Raw genomic sequence first — 25,908 nt, 5'->3', positions numbered from 1 at the left:
CAAACAGGGAACTAGGCGTCAGGTCCTTTGCGCATTTGGTGCACGAGGTCCATGACCACTGCCTGCAGGTCACCGTTGTGTTCGGCGGCGACGCGGCGCTGGCGCTGGTAGCTTGCCCCACGCTCAATGATCTTCAGGACGTCTGCCAATTCTTCGGAGCAGCCGAGCTTTGCTGCCACGGGCTCAAGCCGTGCGACGGTCTCCGTGAGGTGCTCTGTGACAAGCTGCTCGTTGCCTTCGGCGTCGAGGATGATGATGGCTTCCATGCCGTAACGCGCGGCCCGCCATTTATTCTCCTGCACATGCCAGGGCGGCATGGTGGGGATGCTGCCGCCTGCATCAAGGATGGAGGAGAACTCGTCCACCAGGCATTGGGTCAGCGCGGCAATGGCTCCTACTTCTTCAAGAGTGGCCAGCCCGTCGCAGATGCGCATCTCGATGGTCCCAAGGTTGGCCACCGGGCGGATGTCCCAGCGGATTTCTGAGGTCGCATCGATGACGCCGGTGGTGAACATGTCCTGGACATAGGACTCGTACGCCTCCCACGTGTCGAATTGGAAGGGGAGGCCTGCGGTGGGAAGCTGCTGGAACATGAGCGCACGCTGGGAGGCGTAGCCGGTCTCTTCTCCGGCCCAGTAAGGGCTTGAGGCGGACAGGGCTTGGAAGTGCGGGAAGTAGTTGACCAGCCCGTCCAGGATGGGAAGGACCTTTTCCTTGCGGTCGATGCCCACGTGGACGTGAACACCGTAGATCACCATTTGGCGTCCCCACCATTGGGTCCGCTCAATGAGCTTGGCATAACGCTCCTTGTCCGTGACGGGCTGGAGCAGGGGAGGGCTGAAGGGGTGGCTGCCTGCGCAGAAGACTTCCACGCCCATGGGATCGGTGACTTCACGCACGGCGGCCAGGGAGCGGCTGAGGTCTTCCTTGGCGTCTTTGACTGTTTCGCAGATCCCGGTGACCAGTTCCACCGTATTGAGGAGCAGTTCGCGCTTGATATGGGGGTGTTCGTCGTCCTCGTTGAGGTCGGGGTGGTTCGCGGCGACGCCTTTGAGGACGTCGTTGGCCACTGATACCAGTTCCCCGGTGCGTGCATTGACGAGCGCCAACTCCCATTCCACACCCAGTGTCGATTGCCTGGATGGCGCAAAATCAATCTGCACGTAGTCCCCTCATTTGTCTTGTCTCAGCCGGACACGGTTCCCCGCTGTGGGGCCGCCAGCGGTCGGAACAAGTCTAATGCAGCTGGAACGCAGGTTTCTGCTGTGGTCTTGCTAGGGGGAAAGTCCCGTCATTTGCTATTGAGAATGCTTCTCAATAGAATCGCTGCATGCATCTCACAGTTGTCAGTTCCTTGGACACCCAATGCCGCGAGTCCGCCGCTGCCCGGCTCGGCCAAACCCACGCCAATTCCGTGGTGGTCCTTCACGATCTCCTTGATGGCTCGATGGTCCTGCGGCGGGTATACCGGAACGGCCAGTTGTTTGAGCGCGAAACCACAGTTCTGGAGCATGGTTGCCTCAGCTGCACTGTCAGATTAGATGTAGTCCCGACGGCGGAACGTCTCGCCTCCTGCGGTTTCGACCATGTAGTGCTGGGCCTCCCTCCCGGCGTTGCGGCCGGCATGGCCGTTGGCGAGCTTCGGCGTGGCCTGAGCCGCCCTGCGGTGATAGACAACGCCGTACTGGCTTTGGACCCTGCGGACTTGGATGACCATATTTGGGACCGTCACACGCTGTTCGAGTCCGGGTTTACGTCCATGCCCACAGATGAGCGAACCAGCGGAGAATTCCTGATCGGCGAGTTCGGGCAGGTGGATACGGTGATGGTGCACCCCGGCCTGGGTGCAGTGCTGAGCGGCGAACCTCGCGAAGGCACTTCGCAGTGGCAGTTGGGTGTCCAGTTGCTTGGCCAGTTGGCGTCCCACGCAGGCGTCATTGGCGCCGCTGACGCCTACAGGCCGGGATGCTTCGACGACGCTGAAGCGGCGGCACGCAACCGTCCCGGCGTCGTGCGTGTGCCCGTCAGCGATGGGGGTGGGTCCTACCGGACGGTGCTCCACAAAGTGGGTCGGCCGCTGCATCCGGGACGCTTCCGCGAAGCCCTGCCCCAACTGGCCGCCGGAACGCACTGGCTGCGAGGCCGCCTCTGGATCGCATCAGCGCCGAAAACAAGGATCGCCGTCCAAGGTATTGGGCCTAGGGTCTGGCTCGAAAGTACCGGGAAATGGCTGGCGGACTCGGCCGAACCTGGCCAGGCGCACCCCGGAAAGGCGGGTGCCGACGTCGACTCTGTCCTGGACTGGCATCCCAGCCGCGGCGACCGTGGAACTGTGCTGGCGATCACCGGCCTTTCGGAGGACATCGACGCCCGGGAATTTCGCGGGCTCCTGGACGGTTGCCAACTCACCCAAGCTGAAATGCAGCAGGATTTCGGCGTGTGGGACGACCCCCTGGAACTCAGCGACGCCCTTTAAACCAACCACCCAACCAAAGGAGAAACACCATGAAGGTCAGGAATTCGCTGCGTGCCCTCAAGAAGATCCCCGGCGCCCAGATTGTGCGCAGGCGCGGGCGTACCTTCGTCATCAACAAGAACAATCCGCGGATGAAGGCGCGGCAGGGCTAACCGCACGTCGGTGATAAAGGGGCGTGTTTAATGGGGGAATGCCAATCCTGAACAAAGACATGTCCCTGTGCATTTCGCTTGCGGCCCGGCCCAGCAATATCGGCACCCGGTTCCACAATTATTTGTACGATCTGCTCGGCCTGAACTTTGTCTACAAAGCATTCGCCCCTGCGGACATCACTCTTGCAGTGGCTGGCATCCGCGGCCTCCCGATCCGGGGCGCCGCGGTTTCCATGCCGTACAAGGAAGCCGTCATCCCGTTGGTTGACGTGATGGATCCGTCGGCCAAGGCCATTGATTCGGTGAACACCATCGTCAACGACAATGGCGTGCTGACTGCCTACAACACGGACTACATCGCCATTGCCCGGCTGCTAAAGGACCACCAGGTTCCCAGCAGCCACAGCGTGCTCCTCCGCGGTGCAGGCGGTATGGCCAAGGCCGTAGCCGCAGCACTTCGGGACGCCGGGTTCACCGCCGTCACCATCGTGGCCCGCAACGAGGACACCGGCCGTGCACTGGCAGATCTTTACGGCTTCGCCTGGCAGGATGACGTCAACGGCTCCACAGCTGATCTCATCATCAACGTCACGCCGTTGGGAATGGCAGGTGCGGACGAAACAGCGCAGTCCTTCGACGACGCCACGATTGCCGCGGCGCAAGTAGTGTTTGACGTCGTGGCTTTGCCGTCCGAGACGCCACTTATCAGTGCTGCCCGGAAAGCGGACAAGAAGGTGATCACAGGCGCTGAAGTTATTGCCATCCAAGCCGAGGAACAATTTGTCCTCTACACCGGCGTGCGCCCTAGCCCTGAGCAGGTCCGCGAAGCCTCGGAGTTTTCACGTCGCTGACTGCCGGGTGCCGCTGACTGCTAGCCCGTCACCGGTTCCACCACAACAGCCACTCTCTCCTCGCCGATCCTGGTGAGGACCAGGGTGGCTGTTTTCGTCCCAAGGGACTTATCCGGTTTGGCGGGCAGCAACTGCTTCCGGAGTTCCTCGGGAGTGACTGCCGTGCCGCGCTTTTTGATGTCCAGCACAGTGATTCCGTTGGCCTTGACCCAGGCCTTGAGGGCCTTGACATTATAGGGCATCACCTCAAGAACCTTGTAGGCACGGGCGAAGGGAGTGTCGTGCAGCGCAGGCGCGCAGATGTAGGCAATGTGCTCGTCCACCAGGTGCCCGCCCAGCCGTTCGGCGACGTCGGCCACCAGTCCTGCGCGGATCACCGCACCATCGGGTTCGTAGAGGAAACCTTCTACAGGCCCGACGGCGGCTACCGGGCCGCCGTCGAAATCCGCGCTGCTGGTGATCTCAGCGGCGCCTTGGCCGCCAATCACCAGCGCGGCGCGACGCACGCCGGGGCGGGACACTGCGTTGAACCACAGGGTCACTTCGGTGACGTCGCCGCCTACCGAAACCCACTGGGCTTCGCAGCCTGAAGGCACGGACTCATGCGGGATGCCGGGACCCATCTTGACGCCGATGGCGCGGCCGGTAGCCGCCAGGCGTTCCACGAAGGACAACGGGGGAGAGAAGGCTTCAGGGTCCCAGATCCGTTTGGTTCCGGAGGTGGACGTGGTTCGCCGTGCGGGATCCAGCCATACGCCGTCCACCCCGTCCAGCTCCACGGTTGTTGCGTCGGAGTGCACCACGGTGGCATGCGGGAAGGGCATGAGATTGATGGTGGCGCAGGCGGCGGTGGTTTCATCCATCTCAACTGCGGTCACGGAAATGTCCATTGACGCCATCGCCATGGAGTCGGCGCCAAGGCCGCAGCCCAGGTCTGCAACGTGCGAGATGCCGGCCTTCGCAAAGCGCTCGGCGTGACGGGCTGCGACGTTCAATCGCGTTGCCTGCTCCAAGCCGGCTTGGGTAAAGAGCATCTGCCGGGCAAACTCGCCGAACTTTGCCTCTGCGCGCGTCCGCAGCCTGGATTGCGTGAGGACCGCAGCCACCAGCTCCGGGGAGTGACCCGCTTTGCGGAGGTCTGCGTTGACGCTGAAGGAATCGGCCTCCCGATAGGGTCCCAGTGAGGCAAGAAGTTCCCATCCTTCAGTAGTCAGCAAGGGTGCGATCTGTTCCTGCGGTGCGTGAGGCATGGGATCAAGCCTAACGGCGCGGCGCTTGACAGCGTGACCGGCGAATCAGCCGGATAGGGTTGTTTTCATGGAAGACAACGCAGCACCGCACCCCTCCACCCTGACGAAGATTGCGCGCCCCGCCCTGATAGCGGGGGTCGTGATCGCGGTGGTCTGCATCGGCCTGCTGATCATTATCTTCGCGTTGGATTCCTTCAATGCGGCTACTTACTCGGTGGCCGGCAAGAGCGTCAATGACGCCACCGATGAAGCGCGGGGCATCCGCGAACTTTACAGCGGCGCCCGGACCGGTGGAATTATCACGCTGGTGATCTCCGGCATCGTGGCTATAGCCGCCGCCGTGGTGCTGTACCTGAACCGCGGCAATGCTCCGCTGGATGAGGATGACGACGGCGAAGACTACGATCTGGACGACCTGACGGGCAGGTAAGGGACGTTCACCCATGACGAAATGCTGGCACTCACCTTGACCGAGTGCTAACGCTTACATAGAGTCTTGTTAGCACTCTCCCCCGGAGGGTGCTAACTACGCCAAGCGTTCTCCGGCACCGCGACGACGGTTGAACGCCCAGGCACCCTAGTTCTTAGTCCATGAATCAGCTCATGAAAAGGAGAGTCCGAGTGTCGGTCTCGATTAAGCCTCTTGAGGATCGTATTGTTGTTCGCCCGCTCGAAGCAGAGCAGACCACGGCTTCCGGCCTGGTCATTCCGGACTCCGCACAGGAGAAGCCGCAGGAAGGCGAAGTTGTTGCAATCGGCCCCGGCCGCTTCGATGACAACGGAAACCGCGTACCCGTTGACGTAGCTGTTGGCGACGTCGTCATCTACTCCAAGTACGGTGGAACCGAAGTCAAGACCGGCGGCAACGAGTACCTCGTTCTGTCCGCCCGCGACGTCCTTGCGATCGTCGTAAAGTAACTTCCCGGAGCCCCGCACCGCCGTCGAGTTGGAATGATTCCAGCCGCCAGCGGTGCGGGTTTTCTGTCTTGAAAGGACACAACCATGGCAAAGCAGCTTGCTTTTAACGATGCTGCCCGCCGGTCTCTTGAGGCCGGTATCGACAAGCTCGCCAACACTGTCAAGGTGACGCTTGGTCCGCGCGGCCGCAACGTCGTGCTGGACAAGAAGTGGGGCGCACCCACCATCACCAACGATGGCGTAACCATCGCCCGTGAAGTTGAGCTTGATGACCCCTACGAGAACCTTGGCGCACAGCTGGCCAAGGAAGTAGCCACCAAGACCAACGATGTTGCCGGCGACGGCACCACCACGGCCACCGTGCTGGCACAGGCCCTGGTCAAGGAAGGCCTGCGCAACGTGGCTGCCGGCGCCGCTCCGGGCGAGATCAAGCGCGGCATCGAGGTTTCCGTTGAAGCAGTAGCCGCCCGCCTCCTGGAGAATGCCCGCGAAGTCGAAGGCACCCAGGTTGCCAGCGTCGCAGCCATCTCCGCACAGAGCGACGAGGTTGGCGAACTGCTGGCCGAAGCGTTCGGCAAGGTTGGCAAGGATGGTGTCATCACCATTGAAGAATCCTCCACCACCCAGACCGAACTGGTCCTCACCGAGGGCATGCAGTTCGACAAGGGCTACCTGTCCCCGTACTTCGTCACCGACGCTGAGCGCCAGGAAGCCGTCCTCGAGGACGCCCTCATCCTGATCAACCAGGGCAAGATTTCCTCGCTGCAGGACTTCCTGCCGCTGCTGGAGAAGGCCCTGCAGGCAAACAAGCCGCTCTTCATCATTGCTGAAGACATTGAAGGCGAAGCCCTGTCCACGCTGATCGTCAACCGCATCCGCGGCACGCTCAACGTTGTTGCCGTCAAGGCTCCGGGCTTCGGCGACCGCCGCAAGGCCATGCTCCAGGACATCGCCACGCTGACGGGCGCCCAGGTTGTTTCCCCGGACCTTGGCCTGAGCCTGGACACCGTTGGCCTCGAGGTACTCGGTACCGCACGCCGCATCACAGTCACCAAGGACAACACCACCATTGTTGATGGTGCCGGTACGGCTGAGGACGTCGCTGACCGCGTTGCACAGCTGCGCGCCGAGCTTACCCGGACGGACTCCGACTGGGACAAGGAAAAGCTGCAGGAACGCCTGGCCAAGCTGGCCGGCGGCATCGGCGTGATTAAGGTTGGCGCAGCCACCGAGGTTGAGCTGAAGGAAAAGAAGCACCGCATCGAGGACGCTGTTTCCTCCACGCGTGCAGCCCTCGAAGAAGGCATCGTTTCCGGTGGCGGTTCCGCTCTCATCCACGCCCTCAAGGCACTGGACGAGTCCCCGGCCGTCAAGGCGCTGGAGGGTGACGCAGCAGCTGCTGTGGGCATCGTCCGCCGCGCCTTGGTCCAGCCGCTGCGCTGGATCGCCCAGAACGCTGGCTTCGACGGCTTCGTTGTTGTTGCCAAGGTTTCCGAGCTGGAAGCAAACCACGGCTTCAACGCCAAGTCCGGCGAGTACGAGGACCTGATCGCCGCTGGCGTGATCGACCCCGTGAAGGTCACCCGTTCGGCTCTCCGCAACGCCGCTTCCATCGCTGCTCTGGTTCTCACCACCGAGACCCTGGTTGCCGAAAAGCCGGCTGAGGAAGAAGACGCACACGCAGGCCACCAGCACTAACGGCCTGGTTTAACAGAAGCCCCGGTCACGTTGACCGGGGCTTCTGTTGTCTGCGGCTTTCCGCGGGGCGGCTATTGTGAGCGTACGACGGCGGCGGTAACCTGACGCTACTAGGGCGGCTTGGGTGCGTCATTCGGTCTGTTCCCGGTCGCAAGGTGAGCCATGACAGTTCCGGACACAGACTTGGATTTGGGACGCTCGGCCTTCCACGAGCGCCGTTGGCGCGATGCGCTTGAGTGCCTCACCCGCGCCGATTCAGAGGGCGGACTACCTCCGCAGGACATCGAATTGGCGGCATCTGTGGCGATGCTGCTTGGCTTGAATAGCCAAAGCATTGAGTACCTGACCCGGGCGCACGACGAATTCCTGACCATGGGAGACACTGACAATGCCGCGAGGTGTGCGGCCTGGCTGGTTATGTTCCTGATGGACATGGGAGAGCCGGCCCGAGGAAACGGGTGGTTGTCCCGTGCCAAGCACGTGCTGGAAGGTATGTCAGGTCCCTGTGCAGCCGAGGGATACCTCATGATTCCAGCGGCCCTCGGTTTGTTGCGCAGTGGAGCCCCGGCAGCTGGACACGGTCTGTTCGCCAAAGCCTTGGAGCTGGGAACCTCCTTCCACGACAAAGACCTCCAGGCCTTGGGCCGGCTCGGTGTCGGCACCACCCGCGTTTCCCTCGGGCACGTGGAAGAAGGTTTGCAGCTTTTGGATGAAGTGATGGTCTCTGTCACCTCAGGTGAGGTCTCTCCCATCCCCGCAGGGATCATCTACTGTGCAGTCTTGGGCAGTTGTCGTCTTTCCAACGATGTGCGCCGCGCCCACGAGTGGACTGCGGCCTTGGAACGCTGGTGCGGGGATCGCCCGGACATGGTGATGTTCAGTGGACAATGCCAGGCTTACCGTGCCGAACTGTTGATACTTCACGGAGCGTGGGAAGAGGCCCTGTCGGTGGCGCGGGCCGCCGAAGGCAGGGTGCGGAAGGGCGACCCGGATGCCACGTTTGGATCCTGGTATCAACAGGGCGAAGTACTTCGCCTGCAGGGTTTCCTGGTGGAAGCGGGGAAAGCCTACGCCATAGCTGCCGGGACCGGATTCGAACCTGTTCCCGGCATCGCGCTGCTTGAGCTGGCCGAGCACAAAACGGCCCAGGCACAGGCCACCATGCGGCGGGCGATGGCAGGGGCCGACCCAGCCAATCGACGTCGCTTGCTGCCTGCCGTCGTCGAGGTTGAACTTGCCGCTGGCGACGCGGCTGCTGCCAGGCTCGCGCTGGACGAACTGTCCGAGCCTCTTCAGCAGGGCAGCCGTCCATTGGAGATGGCCCTGGTTGCCTATGCCGCTGCCCAGGTGCTGTTGGTCGAAGCCGAGCCCCAGGCCGCGCTTCGTGAGGCGAGAAGGGCGTGGCGGATCTGGTACAGCCTCGAAGCTCCCTATCAGGCCGCCCGGTGCAGGGTACTTGCGGCGCGTGCGTGTGCCCTGTTGGGCGATCCCGATTCTGCCGCCATGGAGTTCGAGGCTGCCAAAGCCGAGTTGGAAGATCTTGGGGCGATGCCGGCAGTAGCAGAGGTCCTGGAACTCACCGGCGAGAAGAACAAAGGCAGCTCACCGCTGACTGACCGCGAGGTGGAAGTGCTCCGGCTGGTGGCCGGTGGGCACTCCAACCGAACCATCGCCCGGGAGCTTTACCTCAGTGAAAAGACAGTGGCCAGGCATGTGAGCAACATTCTTTCCAAACTCGCGGTGCCGTCCAGAGCGGCCGCGACCGGCTACGCCTTTGAGCACGGCCTGATTCGCTGAAAACCACTGCGAGTGGTCAGAAATACCCATCCCGCTGGAAATGAGTGGCTCACTTGACCGATGCGGACCCAGGCGCCGCGCTCATAGCGTGGCTCCTATCAGGTCACAGCAAAGATCAGTGATCCACTGCAAGCGAGATAGGAGACGATGATGTCCGTTCACCACAATCCAGAAGTTGACACCGTCATTGTGGGTGGCGGCCAGTCCGGGCTCGCGCTCGGGTACTGGTTGGCAAGGCAGGGCAGGAACTTCCTCATCCTGGACCAGCACCAGAGGCCAGGGGATGCTTGGCGTCAACGCTGGGACTCCTTGCGCCTCTTCACTCCGGCCAAGTATGACGGCCTTCCCGGCGCACCTTTCCCCGGCGACCCCTTGGCATTTCCCACCAAGGATCAGCTGGCTGACTACTTGGAAGACTATGTGCGCCGCTTTGAATTGCCTTACGTTGCCGGCGTACGCGTGGAGGACATCAGCTCTGAGGGTGAGGCTTTCGTGCTCCGGTCGGGAGACCGCGAATGGAGAAGCAGGAATGTGGTCATCGCCACAGGTGGTCACCGTATCCCCAAAGTTCCTGCCTTCGCGGGCGAACTGGATCGGAGCATCCTTCAGCTGCACTCTCAGGATTACAAAAACCCCGGTCAGTTAAAGGAAGGCCCTGTCCTGGTGGTGGGCCTGGGCAATTCCGGTGCGGAGATTGCCCTTGAAGTTGCCCGCTCCCGGCCCACACTTCTTGCTGGCAAGCCCAGCGCCGAGATGCCTATGCGGCATGGCCGTGCAGCTGCGCGTTTTGCCCTGCCGGTAGTCCGCTTCCTGGGCCTTTACGTGCTCAACCTCAATACCCCCATGGGACGAAAAGCGGCTCCCAAGTTCAAATCCATGGCGGCCCCGCTGATCCGCACCAAGAGCAAGGACCTGGCCGCTGCCGGTGTCCGCCTCCATCCCAGGTTGGCTGGTGTGCAGGACGGACTCCCGGTACTGGAAGATGGGACGCAGGTGGAGGCCGCGAACGTCATATGGTGCACTGGCTATCACGAGGATTACTCATGGGTGAACCTGCCGGCATTCGACAGTCACGGGGAACCGCAGCAGACCAGGGGAGTGGCAGACAGCGTCCCGGGCCTGTACTTCCTTGGCCAGGAGTTCCTGTTCGCGGCAGCCTCGGCAACGCTGCCCGGTGCCTGCCGGGACGCCCGATACCTCGCCGGGCGGGTCACGGCGCCGCGTTCCAGCGGCCTCGTCAACGTGTAATAGCTCACGTCGTAGTGGGTTGTGCCGGGCGTCAAGGGTGAGGAGCGCCAGGAGTATCAGCACAGGTCACGCACAGGTTTGGGTGGCAGAATGTATGGCTGGACCTGTGCTGATGGGGCATCGAATGGCGGCCGGGAACACTCTCCCGCATGGGTTGCGTGACTGAAAACGCGTAATATTGATGCTTTGTGCCACAGCTTTGAGGAACTGCCTACCGTGACGACGCCAACGATTCCAGCCCCTGCCCACCACGGTAGGCGGGCTTCCGGACCCGTTGCGAAATCCAAATTCCGACCCGAAATCCAAGGCCTTCGGTCCTTGGCTGTCCTTATGGTGGTGAGCTACCACATCTGGATCGGCAGGGTCTCCGGCGGCGTTGATGTCTTCCTTTTGATCTCCGCATTCCTTATGACTCTCCAGTTCACGGGCCGGTACAAACAAGGCCGTCCCATGGACCTCGTGCGGCACTGGCTGCACTTGTTCAGACGGCTGCTACCCGCCGTGGTCGTGGTTCTTGTGTCAACTCTGGCAGCAACCTTTATTTTCCTGCCGGCCACGCGATGGTTCGAGATTGTCCAGCAAACCTGGGCGTCGCTGTTCTACTTCGAAAACCGGCTGCTGCAGGATCTGGCCGTGGACTATTACGCCACTGACCACAGCATGGCCAGCCCTGTGCAGCACTTCTGGTCGCTGTCCATCCAGGGTCAGGTATTCATTCTGTGGCCCGTCATTTTCGCCACTGCAGCGCTGGTGTGCCGACGCTTCGCCCTGCGATACCGGGCCACGTTGGTGTACGTCTTTGCCATCATCTTCCTGGTCTCGTTTGTCTACTCCATCATTTTCACGGCCAGCAATCAGGCAGTGGCATACTTCGATACCTTTGCCCGTTTGTGGGAGTTCGCCCTGGGCACGTTGGTGGCGTTGATTCTTCCCGCCCTGAACTTTTCCAAACCTGTCCGTATTGTCATGGGCTGGGTTGGTGTGGTGGCGATGCTCACGTGCGGCATCCTGCTGCAAGTACAAACGGCCTTCCCCGGATTCGTCGCATTGTGGCCAACACTGGCTGCGGTGGCCGTTATTGCGGCCGGACAGACCGGAAGCCGTTTCGGTGTGGACCGGATACTGAGTTCCAAATTCCTGGTACGGCTCGGTGACAATTCGTATGCGCTCTACCTCTGGCACTGGCCCATCCTGGTGATTGCTTTGGCCTGGAGCGGAAAGGATCACGCTGGCTGGCTGTCCGGCACGGCAATCGTGGCGTTGTCGCTCATCCTGGCTTTCCTCACCACCAAATTCGTGGAGAAGCCGTTCCGCGAATGGAAATGGCCCGAGGTAAAGAGGCGCCGCTCGGTCATCGCGATCGTGGCCTGCCTGGCCGTGGTGTCCGCACCCCTGATGGCATTCCAATACCGCTTGGACCTGGACCAGCAAGCTGCGGAGGCGCGGATGGTCTTTGATAACCCCGGCGCGAAGGCCCTCCTGCCCGGCTACGTCAATGAAGCGGCTCCGAATGCGCTCACTCAACCCACCGCTGAAAGGATTGGGCGTGACTGGGCCAATCTGCCCAACGGATGCTCCGGTGACACGAAACCCGAATCACAGCTGCTGCAGGACAACTGCAAGCAGAACGGCGTGGGAGATGATGCCACCAAGACGGTCCTTGTTGTAGGCAACTCCCACTCCCAGCAATGGCTTGCTGCCATGGAAGTGCTGGCGGAGCAGCACCATTGGCGCCTCTACTCCTTGCTGTACGGGGCGTGTCCCTTTATGACTGAAGATCCCGAGTCCGAGCCGGGCTGCAACAAGTTCAACAGTGAAGTGCGCAGCCATATCCGGGAACATGCGCCGGACGCCCTTTTCATGGTGGGTACGGCGGCTGTTTCCTCCTTGCCCGATGAAAGACTGACACACGGATTCGAGGACCTCATTCCCGAGGTCACGGGGCTGGGCATCCATGTAGTGGCGGTGCGTGACAATCCGCGGTTTACCTACAGCCTGACGGATTGCACCCTTTCCAAGGGGGTGGACAGCCCGGATTGCCGCCCGCTCAAAGCTGACGTCCTGGCCGAACCCAGCCCCTTTGATGCGGTGACTGGCAAGTACCAGAACCTTTCCTTGCTGGATATGTCCGACCTGATGTGCCAAGGACTCTATTGCCCGCCGATCATCGGTAATACGTTCGTCTACCTGGATGACAACCACCTGACCAAAACCTACGTCAAGAGCATGGCAGGCATGTTGGATGAAAGGTGGTTTACCGCGACAGGGTGGCAGCGATGATGGAGAAGAAGGCCGCCGCACCGGCCACTCCCGCAGAAAAGCCCGCGACCCGGGCCAAACCAGGCTTCCGGCCCGAAGTCCAGGGGCTGCGTGCCCTGGCTGTGCTGATGGTTGCGGCTTACCATATCTGGCTCGGTAAGGTTTCCGGCGGCGTGGACGTCTTCCTGCTGATTTCGGCTTTCCTTCTGACATTGTCCTTCACGCGCAAGCTCGAAAGCCGCGCGCCACTAAGGCTTGTGCGCCACTGGCTGCACGTGTTCAAGCGTCTGCTGCCCGCTGTCGTCGTTGTCCTGCTGGCGATCCTCGTCGGCACCTGGGCATTGATCCCGCAAAGCAGGTGGCCGGATGTCCTCACCGAGGCGTGGGCATCGCTGATGTATCGCCAAAACTGGCAGCTTGCCGCTTTCGCGGTTGACTACTACGCCCAGCAGCACGTGGACGCCAGCCCGCTCCAACATTTTTGGTCGTTATCCGTCCAAGGCCAGGTGTTTATTCTGTGGCCTTTGATTTTCGCCGGGGTCGGCCTTGCCCAGCCGCTGCTGGCCAGGCTGTTCCCGCAGCGGAAGGCCGTGGGCCACAGGCAACTGCTGTTCATCGCCTTCGGTGCGGTCTTTCTGGCATCGCTCGTGTTCTCCGTGGAGCAGACCGCCACCAACCAGGCATACGCGTACTTTGATACCCGTGCCCGTCTGTGGGAGTTCGCCCTGGGTTCCCTGCTTGCCTTGACGATTCCCTATCTGAAACCGGGACGCTGGCTCCGTGTCGTCCTGGGCTGGGGCGGTATTGCTGCGATGCTAGCGTGCGGGCTGGTGCTCCCCGTGGATCGTTCCTTCCCGGGTTTTGTGGCTCTCTGGCCAACCCTTGCAGCCGCGGCCGTGATCGTCGCCGGCCACAGCGGAAGCCGCTTCGGCGCAGACCGTCTCCTGAGTTCGCGCCCGCTGGTGGTGCTGGGGGACAACTCGTATGCCCTGTACCTTTGGCACTGGCCGGTGTTGGTGTTCTTCCTCCTGGCCTCCGGCACCAAGCAGCCGAGCCTCCTCCAGGGCTTGGGAATCATGGCGGTTTCCCTTCTCCTCGCGGTAGCCACCACGAGGTTCGTCGAACTTCCCTTGCGCAGCTGGAAGTGGCCGGACGTGCGGTCCTGGCGGGCCGCCGTCGTGATTGCTGCCTGCGGTGCGCTGCTGGCGCTACCTGTCACCGCCTGGCAAAGCGCCATCACCGCGGAAGCGGCAGCGATTGCCGATCAGCCTCACGAACTGACGCCCGGCGCCGCAGCGCTGGCCCCGGATTACGCAGGTAAGCCGAGCGAAGAAGCCCTGATCATCCCGGCGCCGGCGGCCATGAAGGACGAATGGGCCAACGTAGACGGCGCGTGCACAGGGGACAATGTGCCCACCGACCCCGTGTTGGAGGGATGCCTGCAGAATGAGGAACCCGAGGTAGTCACCAAACGAATTGTGGTGTTGGGTGACTCCCACTCCCAGCAGTACATGGCCGCACTTGGCCCGATTGCCAAGCAGCACGGCTGGGAAGTGGTCACGCTGCTCAAGGGTGGGTGCCGGTTTGGCGCGCAATCGCCGGAACGCCCGGAGTTCTGTAACGACTTCAATAAGGCGAGTTCTGCCTACGTTCTGGAACACAAACCCGACGCCGTGTTTACGGTGGCATCGCTGACGCACGTTGACGCGCCTTTCGAGACCGAAGTCCCCGGTTACCTTGAAGGCATCAAGCCGTTCACGGACCTGGGAATTGATGTGGTGGGTGTCCGGGACAACCCGCGATTCAGCTTTAACATGCCTGAGTGCGTCCAAAAAAAGGGCAAGGATTCTCCCGACTGCAACGTTCCGCTTGAAGAATCCTTGGCGGCTTCCTCACCCTTGGATGACTACGTCGGCAAGGTGGAAGGGCTCCATCTCATGGACATGAGCGACTTCATCTGCGAGCAAGGGACATGCCCGGCTGTTGTGGGGAACGTCTACGTCTACAAGGACGACAACCATCTTTCCAAGACCTACGTGCAGACCATGATTCCAATGTTTGAGCAGCGGCTGCTCGCCGCTACCGGCTGGTCCGCCAGCTAGGTTCGCTCTCCCGCGGTTTTAAACGCACGACGCCGGCCTGCCGCCAGTGCGATTGCTCACAGTCGGGCGTCGCGGAATATGGCGATAGGCGCGGAGGTTCTAGTATTTATCCAATACCTTCTGCGCAGGCAACTTCTGCACAGGTACCTCATGCACAGGCCAGTCCCGTAATGACGGGCTGGTCATCAGTTGCAACCCCTACCAGTTAAGCCCCCGGAAACCCAGGTAAGAGGCGCACACTCATGACCCAGCCCGAACACGATCCCTTTGGCTTTGTTGGCCTGACCTACGACGACGTCCTGTTGCTGCCCGGCCACACGGACGTCATCCCGTCCGACGCAGACACCTCGTCACGCATTTCCAGGCGCATCTCCGTCCAGACGCCCTTGCTTTCAGCAGCAATGGACACGGTGACCGAGTCGCGCATGGCCATTGCCATGGCCCGCCAAGGTGGTTTGGGCGTGGTTCACCGCAACCTTTCCATCGACGACCAAGCCGAGCACGTTGACCGCGTCAAGCGCAGTGAATCCGGCATGATCACCAACCCGCTGACCATTGGCCCGCAGGCAACGCTGCAGGAACTGGACGAGCTGTGTTCCCGTTACCGCGTGTCCGGCCTTCCCGTGGTGGATACGGACGGACGCCTCCTGGGCATTGTCACCAACCGCGATACCCGCTTCATCCCGGAATCGGAATTCCCGCTGCGTAGCGTCAGCGACGCCATGACCAAGATGCCCCTCATCACCGGTCATGTGGGCATCAGCCGTGAGGAAGCCTCGCACAAGCTGGCCACCAACAAGATCGAGAAGCTCCCGCTGGTTGACGAGCAAGGCCGCCTGATGGGCCTCATCACCACCAAGGACTTCACCAAGGCCGAACAGTACCCGTTGGCCACCAAGGATGACGAAGGCCGCCTCCGCGTAGGTGCCGCAATCGGCTTCTTCGGTGACGGCTGGGAACGCGCCATGAAGCTCATCGACGCTGGCGTGGACGCACTGTTCGTTGATACAGCCAACGGACACTCCCAGGGCGTGCTGGACATGATCCGCCGCCTGAAGTCCGATCCCATTGCTGCGCACGTGGACATCATCGGCGGCCAGGCTGCCACCCGGGAAGGTGCCCAGGCACTCATCGACGCCGGCGCTGACGGCATCAAGGTGGGCGTGGGTCCCGGATCCATCTGCACCACCCGCGTTGTTGCCGGTGTTGGCGTGCCGCAGATCACCGCTATCTACGAATCTGCCAAGGCCGCGATCCCGGCAGGAGTTCCGCTGATCGCCGACGGCGGCCTCCAGTACTCGGGCGACATTGGCAAAGCGCTGGTTGCCGGCGCAGACACCGTCATGCTGGGCTCGCTTCTGGCCGGTTGCGAGGAATCCCCGGGTGACCTGATTTTTGTCAACGGCAAGCAGTTTAAGAGCTACCGCGGCATGGGTTCGCTGGGAGCCATGCAGTCCCGCGGCAAGAACACCTCCTACTCCAAGGACCGCTACTTCCAAGCGGACGTTTCCGGCGACGACAAGCTCATCCCGGAAGGCATCGAGGGCCGTGTGGCCTACCGTGGTCCGCTGGCTTCGGTTGCTTACCAGCTGGTTGGTGGCCTCCGCCAGACCATGTTCTACACCGGCGCCCCCACCATCCCGGAACTGAAAGCACGCGGCAAGTTCGTCCGTATCACCCCGGCAGGACTCAAAGAGTCCCACCCGCATGACATCCAGATGACTGTTGAGGCACCCAACTACGGTTCCCGCTGATCCATCACCTGCATCAACAGTTGTTCCCCGTGGAAGTTTCCACGGGGAACAACTGTTTAACATGACGCGGCAGAATTGTCGGTCCCGAAGAATAGGCTGGGCACATGTCAGAAAAGCCCGCGCAACCGCGGCACCCGGAGTCGATCAGGCTAAATGCCTTCCCACCGGGCAAGACGCCGCCCCGCAAGTTGGCCCTGCGTCCTTATGCACGCGCCGTCGGGCAGGTCCTCAAGGTGAGTTTCAAAGCCTCACCTGGTGCGGTCATCATGAAGGTGGCAGGGTCCTTGATTTCGGCCACCCTTCCGCTGGTCACCACGTATTTCGCGGCCCTCACCACCACCGCGCTGGCAGCAGGTTATGCGGGAGACCCCGACGCCGGTCCACGGGCCATCCTGTACGTCATCATCACGGCGGCGCTGGGCTTGTTCTGGGGAGCCTTCAACAGCGTGGACCGGTACATCCAGCAGCTGATGAGCTTCAAAGTCGGTGCGATCGTGGGGGACATGATGTACCAGCGTTTTCTGGCGTTGGAGTTCTGGCGCTATGACGACAAAGAAACAGTGGATCTTTACGACCGCGCCAAAAGGTTCTCCGATTCTTACGCCCGTGTGCTGGACCGTATCGCAGCCATTTTCACCCAGTTCGTCTCAGTGGTCCTGGCCATTGGTGCTTTGTTGCTTGTCAGCTGGTGGATCGCGGTCATTGTGCTGGTTGCCATCGTGCCCAGCGTCTACCTGCAGTTCAAACTGTCCCGCGAGCAGATCGCGCACTGGAATACGCAGGTGGATTCGCGGCGGCAACGCCGCATGATCGAACAGAACCTCCTCCGGCCCCAGCACATCGCAGAGATGCGGCTTTACGGGATCGTTGGGTATCTCATGGACCTGAGGTCCAGGCTTCGCGACGCTGACGAACGCAGGCGCCTTGATTTCCAAAAGCGCTACATCCCCAAGCAGCTGGCCGCTGATGCCCTTCAATACGGAGCCGAGGTTGTGTCCTTGGTTTGGGTGGTGGGGCAGATCATCGCGAGGGCGCAGCCGGTGGGGCAATTCCTTTACGTGCAGCAGATTGTGAGCCGTGCCCTGTCCACGGCCAACAGCCTCGTCTCGTCGCTGAGTTCCATTGATGAGGACCTGGCCAACCTCAAAGACTACGAGCTTTTCATGGCACTTCCCGTTCCCAGCGGACAAGAGGAACCGCTCCCGAAGTCGCCAACCATGGTGGAACTGCGGGACATCCGGTTCAGTTACACCGGGAGCGACATTGAGGTCATCAAGGGCATATCCATGACCATCAAGGCCGGCCAGCACATCGCCATTGTGGGGGAGAACGGTGCCGGCAAGTCCACGCTGATCCGCATCCTGGCTGGTTTATACCGGCCCGATTCCGGCCAGGTCCTTCTGGACGGCGTGGACCTCACCACGATTGACGTCACCAGCTGGCACCGGCACCTCGCGGTTCTGAGCCAGGAGTTCCTGAAATACGAATTCGCTACCGCTGCGGAGAACATCTATCTGGGAGATGTTGACCAGCCCCGTGACGACACCCGCATCCGGCGGGCGGCCTCGGACGCCGAAGCCATGGAGTTCATCAACAAGTTGCCCAACGGTCTGGAGAACCACGTCAGTAACTGGATGGAGGACCCCAGGGGACGGAAGGGAAGCGGGCTTTCAGGTGGCCAATGGCAGAGGCTGGCGATGGCCCGTAACTTCTACCGGGATGCCTCGTTCATGGTCATGGACGAGCCCACATCTGCCATTGATGCCCTGGCGGAGCACCGCATCTTCACCAGGCTCTTCGCGGACCGGAGCAGCACCATCATTGCCATCAGCCACCGCTTGGCCACCATCGAGAAGGCGGACATCGTGTACATGCTGGAGGACGGGCGCGTTGCTGAGCAAGGGACACACAAGGAACTCGTAGCGTTGCGGGGCCGCTATTTCCGGATGTTCGAATCTCAGCTCTCCGTGGATGAGAGCACTCAGAACACACCCTGAGGCTTAGAGCGGGCCGTATCCTGCGTTGCCGTAGGGATCACGCCACGTGGCGAGGTCCTGCTCCAGAAGCGCCCGGAAGTGGGGATCAGTTGCAGCCTTGCGGCGAAGCGACTCCCTCGAACGGCCCGCGATGGTGGCCGGGACGATGATCCCAACCACCAGGAGCGACACCATGAAGGCAAGAACCGTAACCAGCGTTAGCAGCGCGGCAGGATCCTGCCAGGTGGACGGTTTGGCCGTGAAAGCAAACAGTCCCGTGAAGACGAGCAGGACGAACGCCACAAAAGAGAATGCACCGCGCAGGTTTCCAGGACCACGATTGACCAGCGCCCGGTCTGTCCGTGGCAACCGGTTCCTAACCCGCGCGAAGTAGATTCCGCACAGGACGGCGAGGGCTGCGCCGGGAATGCCGAGGGCAGCCAGCGTTACCGGGGTGCCGAACCGAACAGCTAGGACTACACCCAGGAGGACAAGGAACCCGCCCACTCCGATTCCCGCAGCCCACGCGCCCATGTAAGCTCCCCGGGCGCTGGCGAGCTCACGCAGGCGGGAACGCGCATTCGTCGGGGTGATGGCCGAGAGCTCCGGGGAAAGCCAATAGTCAAGGGAACGGTCTGAGTGGTAAAGCGGTGCAGGGCCTGACTGGTAGCTCACCGGGGCTATCGCTCCAAGCCTGCGCGGACCCGTGCGTCGAGTTGATCACGCGTTAGGGCCGTAGAGTCGAGATTTTCGCCTTCGCCCGCAGCGATTGACAGGGAACCGTCGGCCTCAGCTTTGACGTGCACCGCTCGGGAGGTTCCGTCGTTGAAGTGCCGGCGGGTAGTTGCGGCCGCGGGAAAGCCGTCCGGCGCCTGATTCAGGTAATAGTCAGCCATCTGCACTGCGGTGGTGACCATACCTTCGGAGCCCGTAATGGGGTGCAGCTCGTGAACGCCGTACTTGCTCAGATTGAGCAACAGGGCACCCTGCTCGGCGCCGAACATGAAGGAAACGTGTTCCGAGGCCGGGGTGACCAGGGCTGTTTCCAGCCATGCCGTGGCATCCGCCAGGACAGCCGTAACGGTGGCGGCCGGCCCAACCGGCAGGAGTGCGTCGTTTTCGATCTTCATCAACCCACGTTCCAACAGCGTGGCAACACCGGCCTGTTCCAGCGGCGACCCGGCGGCGTGATCGAGGCGGAAGAGGGTCTGGCATTTCAGTGCGCCGTCGGTGCCGGCCAGCGCAATGAGGGCGATGAGCTCGTGTTCGGTGATGAGCAATGCCTGGGTTTCTTCTGTCTGGGTGGTCATTTCTGCCTTCTGTTATGGGTTGCTCTGTCCAGTGTAGGAAGTGGCGCGATCATGTAAGCCATCCCCAGACCTTCTTTGCGCCGTCGGCTATTGCTCCGGCGGCGTCCTGTGCTCCTTCCCAGACATGTTCTGCGCCATCAGCGATCATGGAGGACGCGGAGTCGTAGCCCATGTTCGTCGCCAGGAGGCCCAAGCCACCCCAGGCGATGCCGGCGATGGCGCAGGCAGGGCCAACCACCGGAAAAAAGCTACCCACGGCCAACGCGGCGGAGATTCCGCCGTCCACCGCCATTCCGGGATGACCCGTCTGGATACCCTGGTAGACCTGAATTCCGCCGGTGACAAAGCCCAAGGCCCCCGACAACCGCCCGAGCATTGAACTGCCGTTGAGCAGTTGGGTGCCCCTGACATACCCGGCGCCTGCCGCCTGGCCGTACTGGGCACTGAGCCAAGGCCACCGGGTCAGTTCCGTGACCAACCCGCCCTTGGCCATCTGGGTAAGAATTGAGTCCGTCGCCAAACCGCTGGCGGTGACGAGGGCGTTGCCGGCCCACCAACCCTGGCTGCCGGTGACGCCCAACAGCCCCTCCCACCCAGTGGTCGCGGTGTCGTCGTTGACAGTGCCGCCGGGAGCCTGCGGGCTGTTGGCCTCCGTAGACCCTCCGCTGGAGGACCCGCCCTGGGTGCTGGCCTTTTGCTGTTCATCAGCCTGGGCGCGCAGCATTCTGGAGGCGTCATCCAAGGAACGGGAGGCCCTGTGCAACATAGGCCGCAGGGTGCTGTTCCATTCGCGGCGAAAGCGCTCGCCGTCGGCTCCCTTCCACGCAACGCCCGAGATCAGGCCATTGACCTGGAGTTCCTGGTTCTGGAGCCGGCTTCCCGCTTGTCCCATTTGTTGGGATAGCGAGTTGAGCTGTTCAATGTCGGCTCCGTATAACCCAGGCGCCATGGTTCCCCCTTGCAAGATGTGCGTATGGTTTCGCAGGCTATCGGATGCGTCCGGGCCTCTGCCATGGGCAGCCCTGCCCATGTGGAAAGCTGCCCGGCACGCGCGGGGATGCTTCCGTTGCCGGGGACACACTTGATTCCTCGAATCGGGGTTCCGGGAGGGGTCCAGTAAAGTAAGAGCCGTGACTTATGAGATTGAGATTGGCCGTGGCAAGCGTGGGCGTCGTGCCTACTCCCTGGATGACATCGCGATCGTTCCCAACCGACGGACGCGTGATCCGAAGGACGTCTCGGTTTCGTGGCAGATCGACGCCTACAAGTTCGACATGCCCGTCATCGCCGCGCCCATGGACTCTGTGATGTCACCTGAGTCCGCCATCGCCTTGGGGCGCTTGGGCGGGCTGGGTGTCCTGGACCTTGAAGGACTGTGGACCCGGTACGAAGACCCGCAGAAGGTGCTCGACGAGATCGCCGCCCTGGCGGACGAGACCAGTAGCCCAGCCGTCACCCGGCGCATGCAGGACTTGTACCAGGCTCCCGTGCAGCCGGAACTCATCAGCTCCCGCCTGGCTGAGATCCGCGCCGCGGGCGTGACCGTAGCCGGTTCCCTCACGCCGCAGCGCACCCAGGAGCACTACAAGACTGTGGTGGCTGCCGGCGTCGACATCTTTGTTATTCGTGGCACCACCGTCTCAGCCGAGCATGTCTCCAAGAACCACGAACCGCTCAACCTCAAGCAGTTCATCTACGAACTTGATGTTCCCGTCATCGTTGGCGGTGCAGCCGGATATACCCCTGCCCTTCACTTGATGCGAACAGGTGCTGCCGGCGTCCTGGTCGGATTTGGAGGCGGCGCCACAAGCACCACCCGCCGTGCGTTGGGTATACATTCACCCATGGCTTCCGCTATCTCCGACGTCGCTGCCGCCCGCCGCGACTACATGGACGAGTCCGGCGGACGGTACGTCCACGTCATTGCCGACGGCGGCATGGGCAGCTCCGGCGACATCGTCAAGGCAATCGCCATGGGTGCGGATGCCGTAATGCTCGGAAGCGCCCTTGCCCGCGCCGAAGAAGCCCCTGGCCGTGGCTGGCACTGGGGTCCGGAAGCCCACCACCTCGAGTCTCCGCGTGGTGACCGCGTCAACGTGGGCACCGTGGGCCCGCTTGAGGAGGTCCTGTTCGGACCAGGCCACCATACCGATGGAACGTCCAACCTGATTGGCGCCCTGCGCCGCTCGATGGCGACCACCGGCTACTCGGACCTGAAAGAGTTCCAGCGGGTGGACGTCGTCGTCTCGCCGTATCTCGGCTAAGCCTCCGGGAGCCCCTGCCCAAGGCGGCGAGCAGCAAGTAGGGTAGGGGACTACCAAGCTGTTGCGTTTGAGGAGGGGTCCGATGAGCAATGTCGCAGGCGGTCCACAGGTGAATTCACCGGGAGCACTAAGCCCGGAATCCCGCGCCGCATCAATCGAAGTCTTAAAGTCCACCGCCCAGGCGGGCAAAGAGCTCGACATCCTGATTGTCGGGGGCGGTGTGGTGGGCGCCGGTGCGGCTTTGGATGCCGTGACGCGTGGCCTCACCGTAGGCATCGTGGAGGCAAGGGACTGGTCGTCCGGTACGTCGTCCCGATCCTCAAAGCTCATTCACGGCGGACTGCGGTATTTGGAGATGCTGGATTTTGGCCTCGTCCAGGAAGCGCTCCAAGAGCGGGGGCTGCTGATACAGCGCATCGCACCGCACCTGGTGCGCCCAGTACCTTTTCTGTACCCACTGACCCGCCGTATCTGGGAGCGCCCGTATGTGGGTGCTGGGATTATGCTCTATGACACTCTGGGTTTGACGTCCGGCAACAGCCGGGGCGTCCCCATGCATAAGCACCTGTTCCGGCGTGGAACCCTCCGCGCGGCTCCCAGCCTCAAGGAAGATGCCTTCGTAGGTTCCATCCGCTATTACGACGCACAGGTAGACGATGCGCGTCTGGTGGTCAACGTCGTAAGGACCGCGGCACACTATGGAGCCCACGCAGCGAATCGCGTACGTGTGGTGGACTTCCTCCGTGAAGGGGAACGCGTTGTTGGGGCCAAGGTGGAAAACCAGGAGGACGGTAGCGTCTTCGAGATACGGGCCAAGCAAGTGGTCAACGCCACTGGCGTCTGGACTGACGAAACGCAGGCTATGGTGACCGACCGTGGCCAGCTCAAGGTCCGCGCGTCCAAGGGAATCCACCTTGTGGTGCCGCGCGACCGGTTCCAGTCCACCGTCGGGCTGATTCTTCGCACGGAGAAATCAGTGCTCTTTGTGATCCCTTGGGGTCGGCACTGGATTATCGGCACTACTGATACGGATTGGACGCTGGACAAAGCCCACCCGGCAGCTTCCAGCAAGGACATCGATTATGTGCTGGAACATGTCAACAAGGTCCTCAAGCGCCCGCTGACCCGTGAGGACGTGGAAGGCGTTTACGCAGGCCTCCGCCCGTTGCTGGCCGGGGACAATGACTCCACCGCCAAGTTGTCCCGCGAGCACGTAGTGGCGCATCCAGTGCCCGGACTCGTGGTGGTAGCCGGGGGGAAATACACAACCTACCGGGTCATGGCCAAAGATGCCGTGGACGAGGCAACAAGGGCCATGGATGAACGTGTTCCATCCAGCTGCACCGAAACCATTCCGCTGCTCGGCGCCGAGGGATTCAAAGCCGCATGGAACCGGCGCGGCAGGTTGGCGGAACAGGCGGGAGTGCATGTGGCGCGGGTGGAGCACCTGCTCAACCGTTTTGGCTCCATGACCCCCGAAGTTCTGGAAATCATCGCCGCCCGACCCGAATTGGGGGAGCCTCTTCCCGGTGCGGATGACTACTTGGCTGCCGAAGTCGTCTATGCAGCAACCCATGAGGGCGCACGGCACGTTGACGACGTCTTGACCCGCCGCACCCGCATCTCCATCGAAGCATGGGACCGGGGTGTGTCTGCCGCGCCCGTAGTAGCTAAGCTGATGGGAGAAATCCTTGGCTGGAGCGAGACTCAGCGCGAAAGCGAAATCAAGCACTACCTGGCGCGAGTGGAAGCTGAACGGCTTAGTCAGCAGCAACCCGACGACGAATCGGCCGATGCTGCGCGCATGGGAGTGGATGACATCGTTCCCCTCCGCTGACCAGCTCAAGGAATTGAGGCCTGCAGGCCACACGGAGGGAACACAACTTGGCTGAACCACTTGACCGGTACGATGCGGAACTGACAACCCCGGATACGGTCATTCTTGAACTTGTTGCCCAAGACAAGATCGATGCCGCGGCGCAACTGGCTCACAGGCTCTATGCAGCCGGCAGGATTACCAACCTTGAGGGCTTCCTGGAGCAAGTACATTCACGGGAGCACCAGCTTGCCACCGGCCTTCCGGGCGGCATCGGTCTGCCGCATGCCCGCAGCGAATTCGTGGACAGGATCTCCATAGCCGTAGGGGTAACCAAATTTGGCCATGCCTTGGACTTCGGAGCCACCGACGGTCCGGCAACCCTGATCCTCCTGATCGCCACGCCTGCCAGTTCCTTCTCCGACCACCTCGAGGTTCTGGCCACGCTGGCCCGCTCCCTGTCCAAAGAGTCCTTCCGCGAGTCCCTCCGGCGGGCGCATGACCCCGAAGTCATCTCCGAGCTCATCAACTCCAGCCTGGTGTTCTTCGACCACTAGGGCGTTTCGTTGTTCTACAGCCGGACGAAGTACGGTTAAGGGGTGTTGAAAACCGCGTTGAAACCCCGCTGGATCGCAGGACTGATCTTTGCGCTTCTGTTGTCCGGGGTGTTTGTGCTGCTCAGCCAATGGCAGCTCAGCCGGTCCGCCCAGCATGAGCCCCCGGCACCGTCCAGCATCGAAGAAGTGAAACCCCTGGTGGACGTCCTCCAACCGGGCCAGTTCTTTCCCGGCTCGGTTTCGGACCAGATGGTCACGGCCACGGGTACCTACGATCCCAGCAAGCAGGTCCTGGTTGAAGGCCGCCTCTACAACAACCAAAAGGGCTTCTGGATCGTCTCCGCCTTTGCCGTCAATGACGCCCCCACGCTCAAGGGCGCTGGTGCCTCACCCAAGACGTGGATTCCGGTAGCCCGCGGGTGGGTGGCGGATGCCGCCCAAGCCGGCCCGCCGCCGTCGGGAACCATCACCGTGACGGGCCGCCTCATCCCGTCCGAAGCGCCGCTTCCAAACGTCGACGCCGGCCCGGACCGCGCGTCCGCAGTCTCAACGGCGGAACTCATCAATAAATGGGAAGTTTCCAGCTACCAGGGCTTTATCGCAGCTACCACGGAGGTGGCCGGAGGCGCGCAAATTCCCCTCGGAGATGACGTCAAGGCACTGAACATTCCTCCCCAGCCTCCTGCGGAGCAGGTCAACTGGCTGAACCTCTTCTATGCGGTGGAATGGGTTGTCTTTGCCGGTTTCTCGATCTTCATCTGGTGGCGCCTGGTGAAGGACGACTACCGGCGGGACTTGGAAGAGGACGAATTCGACGACGAATTCGCCGATGACGACTTGGACCAGGCAGGCCACCCCGAGGCAACTACAGAACCTACAAACCCAGAGCCAGAACAAAAGGTGCAGCAATGATTGAGCCAAAACCGGCTATCCAGCCCGAACAGTCCGGACCCAAGCCCAGGAAGCGGCGTTTCGGCGGGACGGAAGCGCAAATTCGTTCGGCGTTGAAGTTCTACAAGGTCATGGCCTACCTCACGGGTGCCATGCTTCTCCTGCTGTGCGCTGAATTGATTGCCCGTTACGGCTTTGGCGTCTCGCTCTTCGCGGGCGGAACGAACGCAGTGACGGGCCAGCCGTTTGGCTTCGGTTTCGCTGAATCCGAACCCAAGGGCGTCATTGGCGGCTTCAACATTTCCATCTCGATTCTGATTGTGCACGGTTGGATGTACGTGGTTTACCTGGTCTCCAACTTCCGCTTGTGGTCGCTCATGCGCTGGCCGTTCTCCAAAATGATCCTTTTGGCACTTGGTGGAGTCATCCCCTTGCTGTCCTTCATCGTGGAGAAGAAATTCCACGCGCAGGTTGAAGCGGAACTCGCAGCCAATCCGCAGGCGTCCAAGCGCTACTAGCACCTCACGGCGTCCCGGTGTGAGATGCCTAACGGCGGGGCCGTTTTGGTCCTCTGACGCCTCTGCCAACG

Annotated in this window: 22 protein-coding genes; 17 read left to right on the top strand and 5 right to left on the bottom strand. The window is 61.8% G+C overall.

Annotation, left to right across the window (positions count from 1 at the left end; genetic code table 11):
• Positions 1–11: 11 nt before the first annotated feature.
• On the bottom strand, positions 12–1,163 hold the full coding sequence (locus LDN70_RS14605; RefSeq protein WP_142938409.1) for a glutamate--cysteine ligase: 1,152 nt from the start codon (positions 1,161–1,163) through the stop codon (positions 12–14).
• A 167-nt stretch (positions 1,164–1,330) separates the two neighbouring features.
• Between LDN70_RS14605 and LDN70_RS14600 the strand changes: the two genes are divergently transcribed.
• The 3 genes from LDN70_RS14600 to LDN70_RS14590 are packed head-to-tail and all read left to right on the top strand — an operon-like array spanning position 1,331 to position 3,479.
• Entirely contained in the window at positions 1,331–2,476 is a 1,146-nt protein-coding gene (locus LDN70_RS14600) for a GTP-binding protein (RefSeq protein WP_223940620.1), read from the top strand.
• Positions 2,477–2,505: 29 nt separating this feature from the next.
• Positions 2,506–2,628: a type B 50S ribosomal protein L36 gene (gene ykgO / locus LDN70_RS14595; RefSeq protein ID WP_011775528.1), complete on the top strand. Its 123-nt coding sequence runs from the start codon at positions 2,506–2,508 to the stop codon at positions 2,626–2,628.
• A 38-nt stretch (positions 2,629–2,666) separates the two neighbouring features.
• Entirely contained in the window at positions 2,667–3,479 is an 813-nt protein-coding gene (locus LDN70_RS14590) for a shikimate 5-dehydrogenase (RefSeq protein ID WP_142938411.1), read from the top strand.
• Positions 3,480–3,499: 20 nt separating this feature from the next.
• On the opposite strand, the gene LDN70_RS14585 is transcribed toward LDN70_RS14590, so the two are convergent.
• Positions 3,500–4,729, bottom strand: coding sequence for a THUMP-like domain-containing protein (locus tag LDN70_RS14585; RefSeq protein WP_223940619.1), 1,230 nt, complete (start codon positions 4,727–4,729; stop codon positions 3,500–3,502).
• A gap of 67 nt (positions 4,730–4,796) precedes the next feature.
• On the opposite strand from LDN70_RS14585, the gene LDN70_RS14580 reads away from it, so the two are divergent.
• The 9 genes from LDN70_RS14580 (at position 4,797) to LDN70_RS14540 (ending at position 18,502) form a co-directional block, all read left to right on the top strand.
• Positions 4,797–5,159: a hypothetical protein gene (locus LDN70_RS14580; RefSeq protein ID WP_142938413.1), complete on the top strand. Its 363-nt coding sequence runs from the start codon at positions 4,797–4,799 to the stop codon at positions 5,157–5,159.
• Positions 5,160–5,350: 191 nt separating this feature from the next.
• On the top strand, positions 5,351–5,647 hold the full coding sequence (groES, locus tag LDN70_RS14575) for a co-chaperone GroES (RefSeq protein ID WP_011775524.1): 297 nt from the start codon (positions 5,351–5,353) through the stop codon (positions 5,645–5,647).
• Positions 5,648–5,731: 84 nt separating this feature from the next.
• The gene (gene groL / locus LDN70_RS14570) at positions 5,732–7,345 is read left to right on the top strand and encodes a chaperonin GroEL (protein ID WP_062073085.1); all 1,614 of its coding nucleotides are present in this window, start codon (positions 5,732–5,734) and stop codon (positions 7,343–7,345) included.
• Positions 7,346–7,507: 162 nt separating this feature from the next.
• The gene (locus tag LDN70_RS14565) at positions 7,508–9,142 is read left to right on the top strand and encodes a response regulator transcription factor (protein ID WP_223940618.1); all 1,635 of its coding nucleotides are present in this window, start codon (positions 7,508–7,510) and stop codon (positions 9,140–9,142) included.
• Positions 9,143–9,292: 150 nt separating this feature from the next.
• Positions 9,293–10,390, top strand: a complete 1,098-nt coding sequence (locus tag LDN70_RS14560) for a flavin-containing monooxygenase (RefSeq protein WP_223940617.1) — start codon at positions 9,293–9,295, stop codon at positions 10,388–10,390.
• A gap of 216 nt (positions 10,391–10,606) precedes the next feature.
• Positions 10,607–12,670, top strand: coding sequence for an SGNH hydrolase domain-containing protein (locus tag LDN70_RS14555; protein WP_166839977.1), 2,064 nt, complete (start codon positions 10,607–10,609; stop codon positions 12,668–12,670).
• Positions 12,667–14,751 (top strand): acyltransferase family protein, encoded by a 2,085-nt coding sequence (locus tag LDN70_RS14550; RefSeq protein WP_223940616.1) that lies wholly within the window; start codon positions 12,667–12,669, stop codon positions 14,749–14,751. Before LDN70_RS14555 ends, LDN70_RS14550 begins: the two co-directional genes overlap by 4 nt.
• A 242-nt stretch (positions 14,752–14,993) precedes the next feature.
• The gene (guaB, locus tag LDN70_RS14545; RefSeq protein WP_142938418.1) at positions 14,994–16,505 is read left to right on the top strand and encodes an IMP dehydrogenase; all 1,512 of its coding nucleotides are present in this window, start codon (positions 14,994–14,996) and stop codon (positions 16,503–16,505) included.
• Between the two features lie 104 nt (positions 16,506–16,609).
• Positions 16,610–18,502 (top strand): ABC transporter ATP-binding protein, encoded by a 1,893-nt coding sequence (locus LDN70_RS14540; protein WP_223940615.1) that lies wholly within the window; start codon positions 16,610–16,612, stop codon positions 18,500–18,502.
• A gap of 3 nt (positions 18,503–18,505) precedes the next feature.
• Here LDN70_RS14540 and LDN70_RS14535 read toward each other — a convergent pair whose 3' ends face one another.
• From LDN70_RS14535 to LDN70_RS14525, 3 genes are read right to left on the bottom strand one after another with little or no spacing between them, the layout of a single operon-like run.
• A complete protein-coding gene (locus LDN70_RS14535) occupies positions 18,506–19,156 on the bottom strand; it encodes a hypothetical protein (protein ID WP_142938420.1) in 651 nt (216 codons plus the stop codon).
• A 5-nt stretch (positions 19,157–19,161) separates the two neighbouring features.
• Positions 19,162–19,791 carry a hypothetical protein gene (locus LDN70_RS14530; protein ID WP_142938421.1) on the bottom strand — a complete coding sequence of 210 codons (630 nt, stop codon included), beginning with the start codon at positions 19,789–19,791 and terminating at the stop codon, positions 19,162–19,164.
• 49 nt (positions 19,792–19,840) lie between these two features.
• Complete coding sequence (locus tag LDN70_RS14525) at positions 19,841–20,740, bottom strand: WXG100 family type VII secretion target (RefSeq protein WP_142938422.1); 900 nt, start codon at positions 20,738–20,740, stop codon at positions 19,841–19,843.
• A gap of 181 nt (positions 20,741–20,921) precedes the next feature.
• Here LDN70_RS14525 and LDN70_RS14520 point away from each other — a divergent pair, with 181 nt between their 5' ends.
• The 5 genes from LDN70_RS14520 (at position 20,922) to LDN70_RS14500 (ending at position 25,837) form a co-directional block, all read left to right on the top strand.
• Positions 20,922–22,055 (top strand): GuaB3 family IMP dehydrogenase-related protein, encoded by a 1,134-nt coding sequence (locus LDN70_RS14520; RefSeq protein WP_024817526.1) that lies wholly within the window; start codon positions 20,922–20,924, stop codon positions 22,053–22,055.
• An 82-nt stretch (positions 22,056–22,137) separates the two neighbouring features.
• Positions 22,138–23,892 carry a glycerol-3-phosphate dehydrogenase/oxidase gene (locus LDN70_RS14515; protein ID WP_166839988.1) on the top strand — a complete coding sequence of 585 codons (1,755 nt, stop codon included), beginning with the start codon at positions 22,138–22,140 and terminating at the stop codon, positions 23,890–23,892.
• A gap of 47 nt (positions 23,893–23,939) precedes the next feature.
• Positions 23,940–24,428: a PTS sugar transporter subunit IIA gene (locus tag LDN70_RS14510; protein WP_142938424.1), complete on the top strand. Its 489-nt coding sequence runs from the start codon at positions 23,940–23,942 to the stop codon at positions 24,426–24,428.
• Between the two features lie 42 nt (positions 24,429–24,470).
• Positions 24,471–25,340, top strand: a complete 870-nt coding sequence (locus LDN70_RS14505) for an SURF1 family protein (protein WP_166839990.1) — start codon at positions 24,471–24,473, stop codon at positions 25,338–25,340.
• Positions 25,337–25,837 (top strand): DUF3817 domain-containing protein, encoded by a 501-nt coding sequence (locus LDN70_RS14500; RefSeq protein WP_223940614.1) that lies wholly within the window; start codon positions 25,337–25,339, stop codon positions 25,835–25,837. Before LDN70_RS14505 ends, LDN70_RS14500 begins: the two co-directional genes overlap by 4 nt.
• Positions 25,838–25,908: the final 71 nt, after the last annotated feature.

This window comes from Arthrobacter sp. StoSoilB22, from assembly GCF_019977315.1.
GTDB lineage: Bacteria > Actinomycetota > Actinomycetes > Actinomycetales > Micrococcaceae > Arthrobacter.
The sequence above is the reverse complement of the archived record's forward strand: the minus strand, read 5'-3'. Positions and strand labels throughout refer to the sequence as shown.

What these genes read in the sequence shown, in the direction of transcription:
- LDN70_RS14580 (WP_142938413.1), top strand. Translation starts at nt 4,797, where the DNA reads ATGGAAGACAACGCAGCACCGCACCCCTCCACCCTGACGAAGATTGCG.
- LDN70_RS14530 (WP_142938421.1), bottom strand. Translation starts at nt 19,791, where the DNA reads ATGACCACCCAGACAGAAGAAACCCAGGCATTGCTCATCACCGAACAC.
- guaB (WP_142938418.1), top strand. Translation starts at nt 14,994, where the DNA reads ATGACCCAGCCCGAACACGATCCCTTTGGCTTTGTTGGCCTGACCTAC.
- LDN70_RS14590 (WP_142938411.1), top strand. Translation starts at nt 2,667, where the DNA reads ATGCCAATCCTGAACAAAGACATGTCCCTGTGCATTTCGCTTGCGGCC.
- LDN70_RS14500 (WP_223940614.1), top strand. Translation starts at nt 25,337, where the DNA reads ATGATTGAGCCAAAACCGGCTATCCAGCCCGAACAGTCCGGACCCAAG.
- LDN70_RS14565 (WP_223940618.1), top strand. Translation starts at nt 7,508, where the DNA reads ATGACAGTTCCGGACACAGACTTGGATTTGGGACGCTCGGCCTTCCAC.
- ykgO (WP_011775528.1), top strand. Translation starts at nt 2,506, where the DNA reads ATGAAGGTCAGGAATTCGCTGCGTGCCCTCAAGAAGATCCCCGGCGCC.
- LDN70_RS14585 (WP_223940619.1), bottom strand. Translation starts at nt 4,729, where the DNA reads ATGCCTCACGCACCGCAGGAACAGATCGCACCCTTGCTGACTACTGAA.
- groL (WP_062073085.1), top strand. Translation starts at nt 5,732, where the DNA reads ATGGCAAAGCAGCTTGCTTTTAACGATGCTGCCCGCCGGTCTCTTGAG.
- LDN70_RS14540 (WP_223940615.1), top strand. Translation starts at nt 16,610, where the DNA reads ATGTCAGAAAAGCCCGCGCAACCGCGGCACCCGGAGTCGATCAGGCTA.
- LDN70_RS14560 (WP_223940617.1), top strand. Translation starts at nt 9,293, where the DNA reads ATGTCCGTTCACCACAATCCAGAAGTTGACACCGTCATTGTGGGTGGC.
- LDN70_RS14550 (WP_223940616.1), top strand. Translation starts at nt 12,667, where the DNA reads ATGATGGAGAAGAAGGCCGCCGCACCGGCCACTCCCGCAGAAAAGCCC.
- LDN70_RS14525 (WP_142938422.1), bottom strand. Translation starts at nt 20,740, where the DNA reads ATGGCGCCTGGGTTATACGGAGCCGACATTGAACAGCTCAACTCGCTA.
- LDN70_RS14515 (WP_166839988.1), top strand. Translation starts at nt 22,138, where the DNA reads ATGAGCAATGTCGCAGGCGGTCCACAGGTGAATTCACCGGGAGCACTA.
- LDN70_RS14600 (WP_223940620.1), top strand. Translation starts at nt 1,331, where the DNA reads ATGCATCTCACAGTTGTCAGTTCCTTGGACACCCAATGCCGCGAGTCC.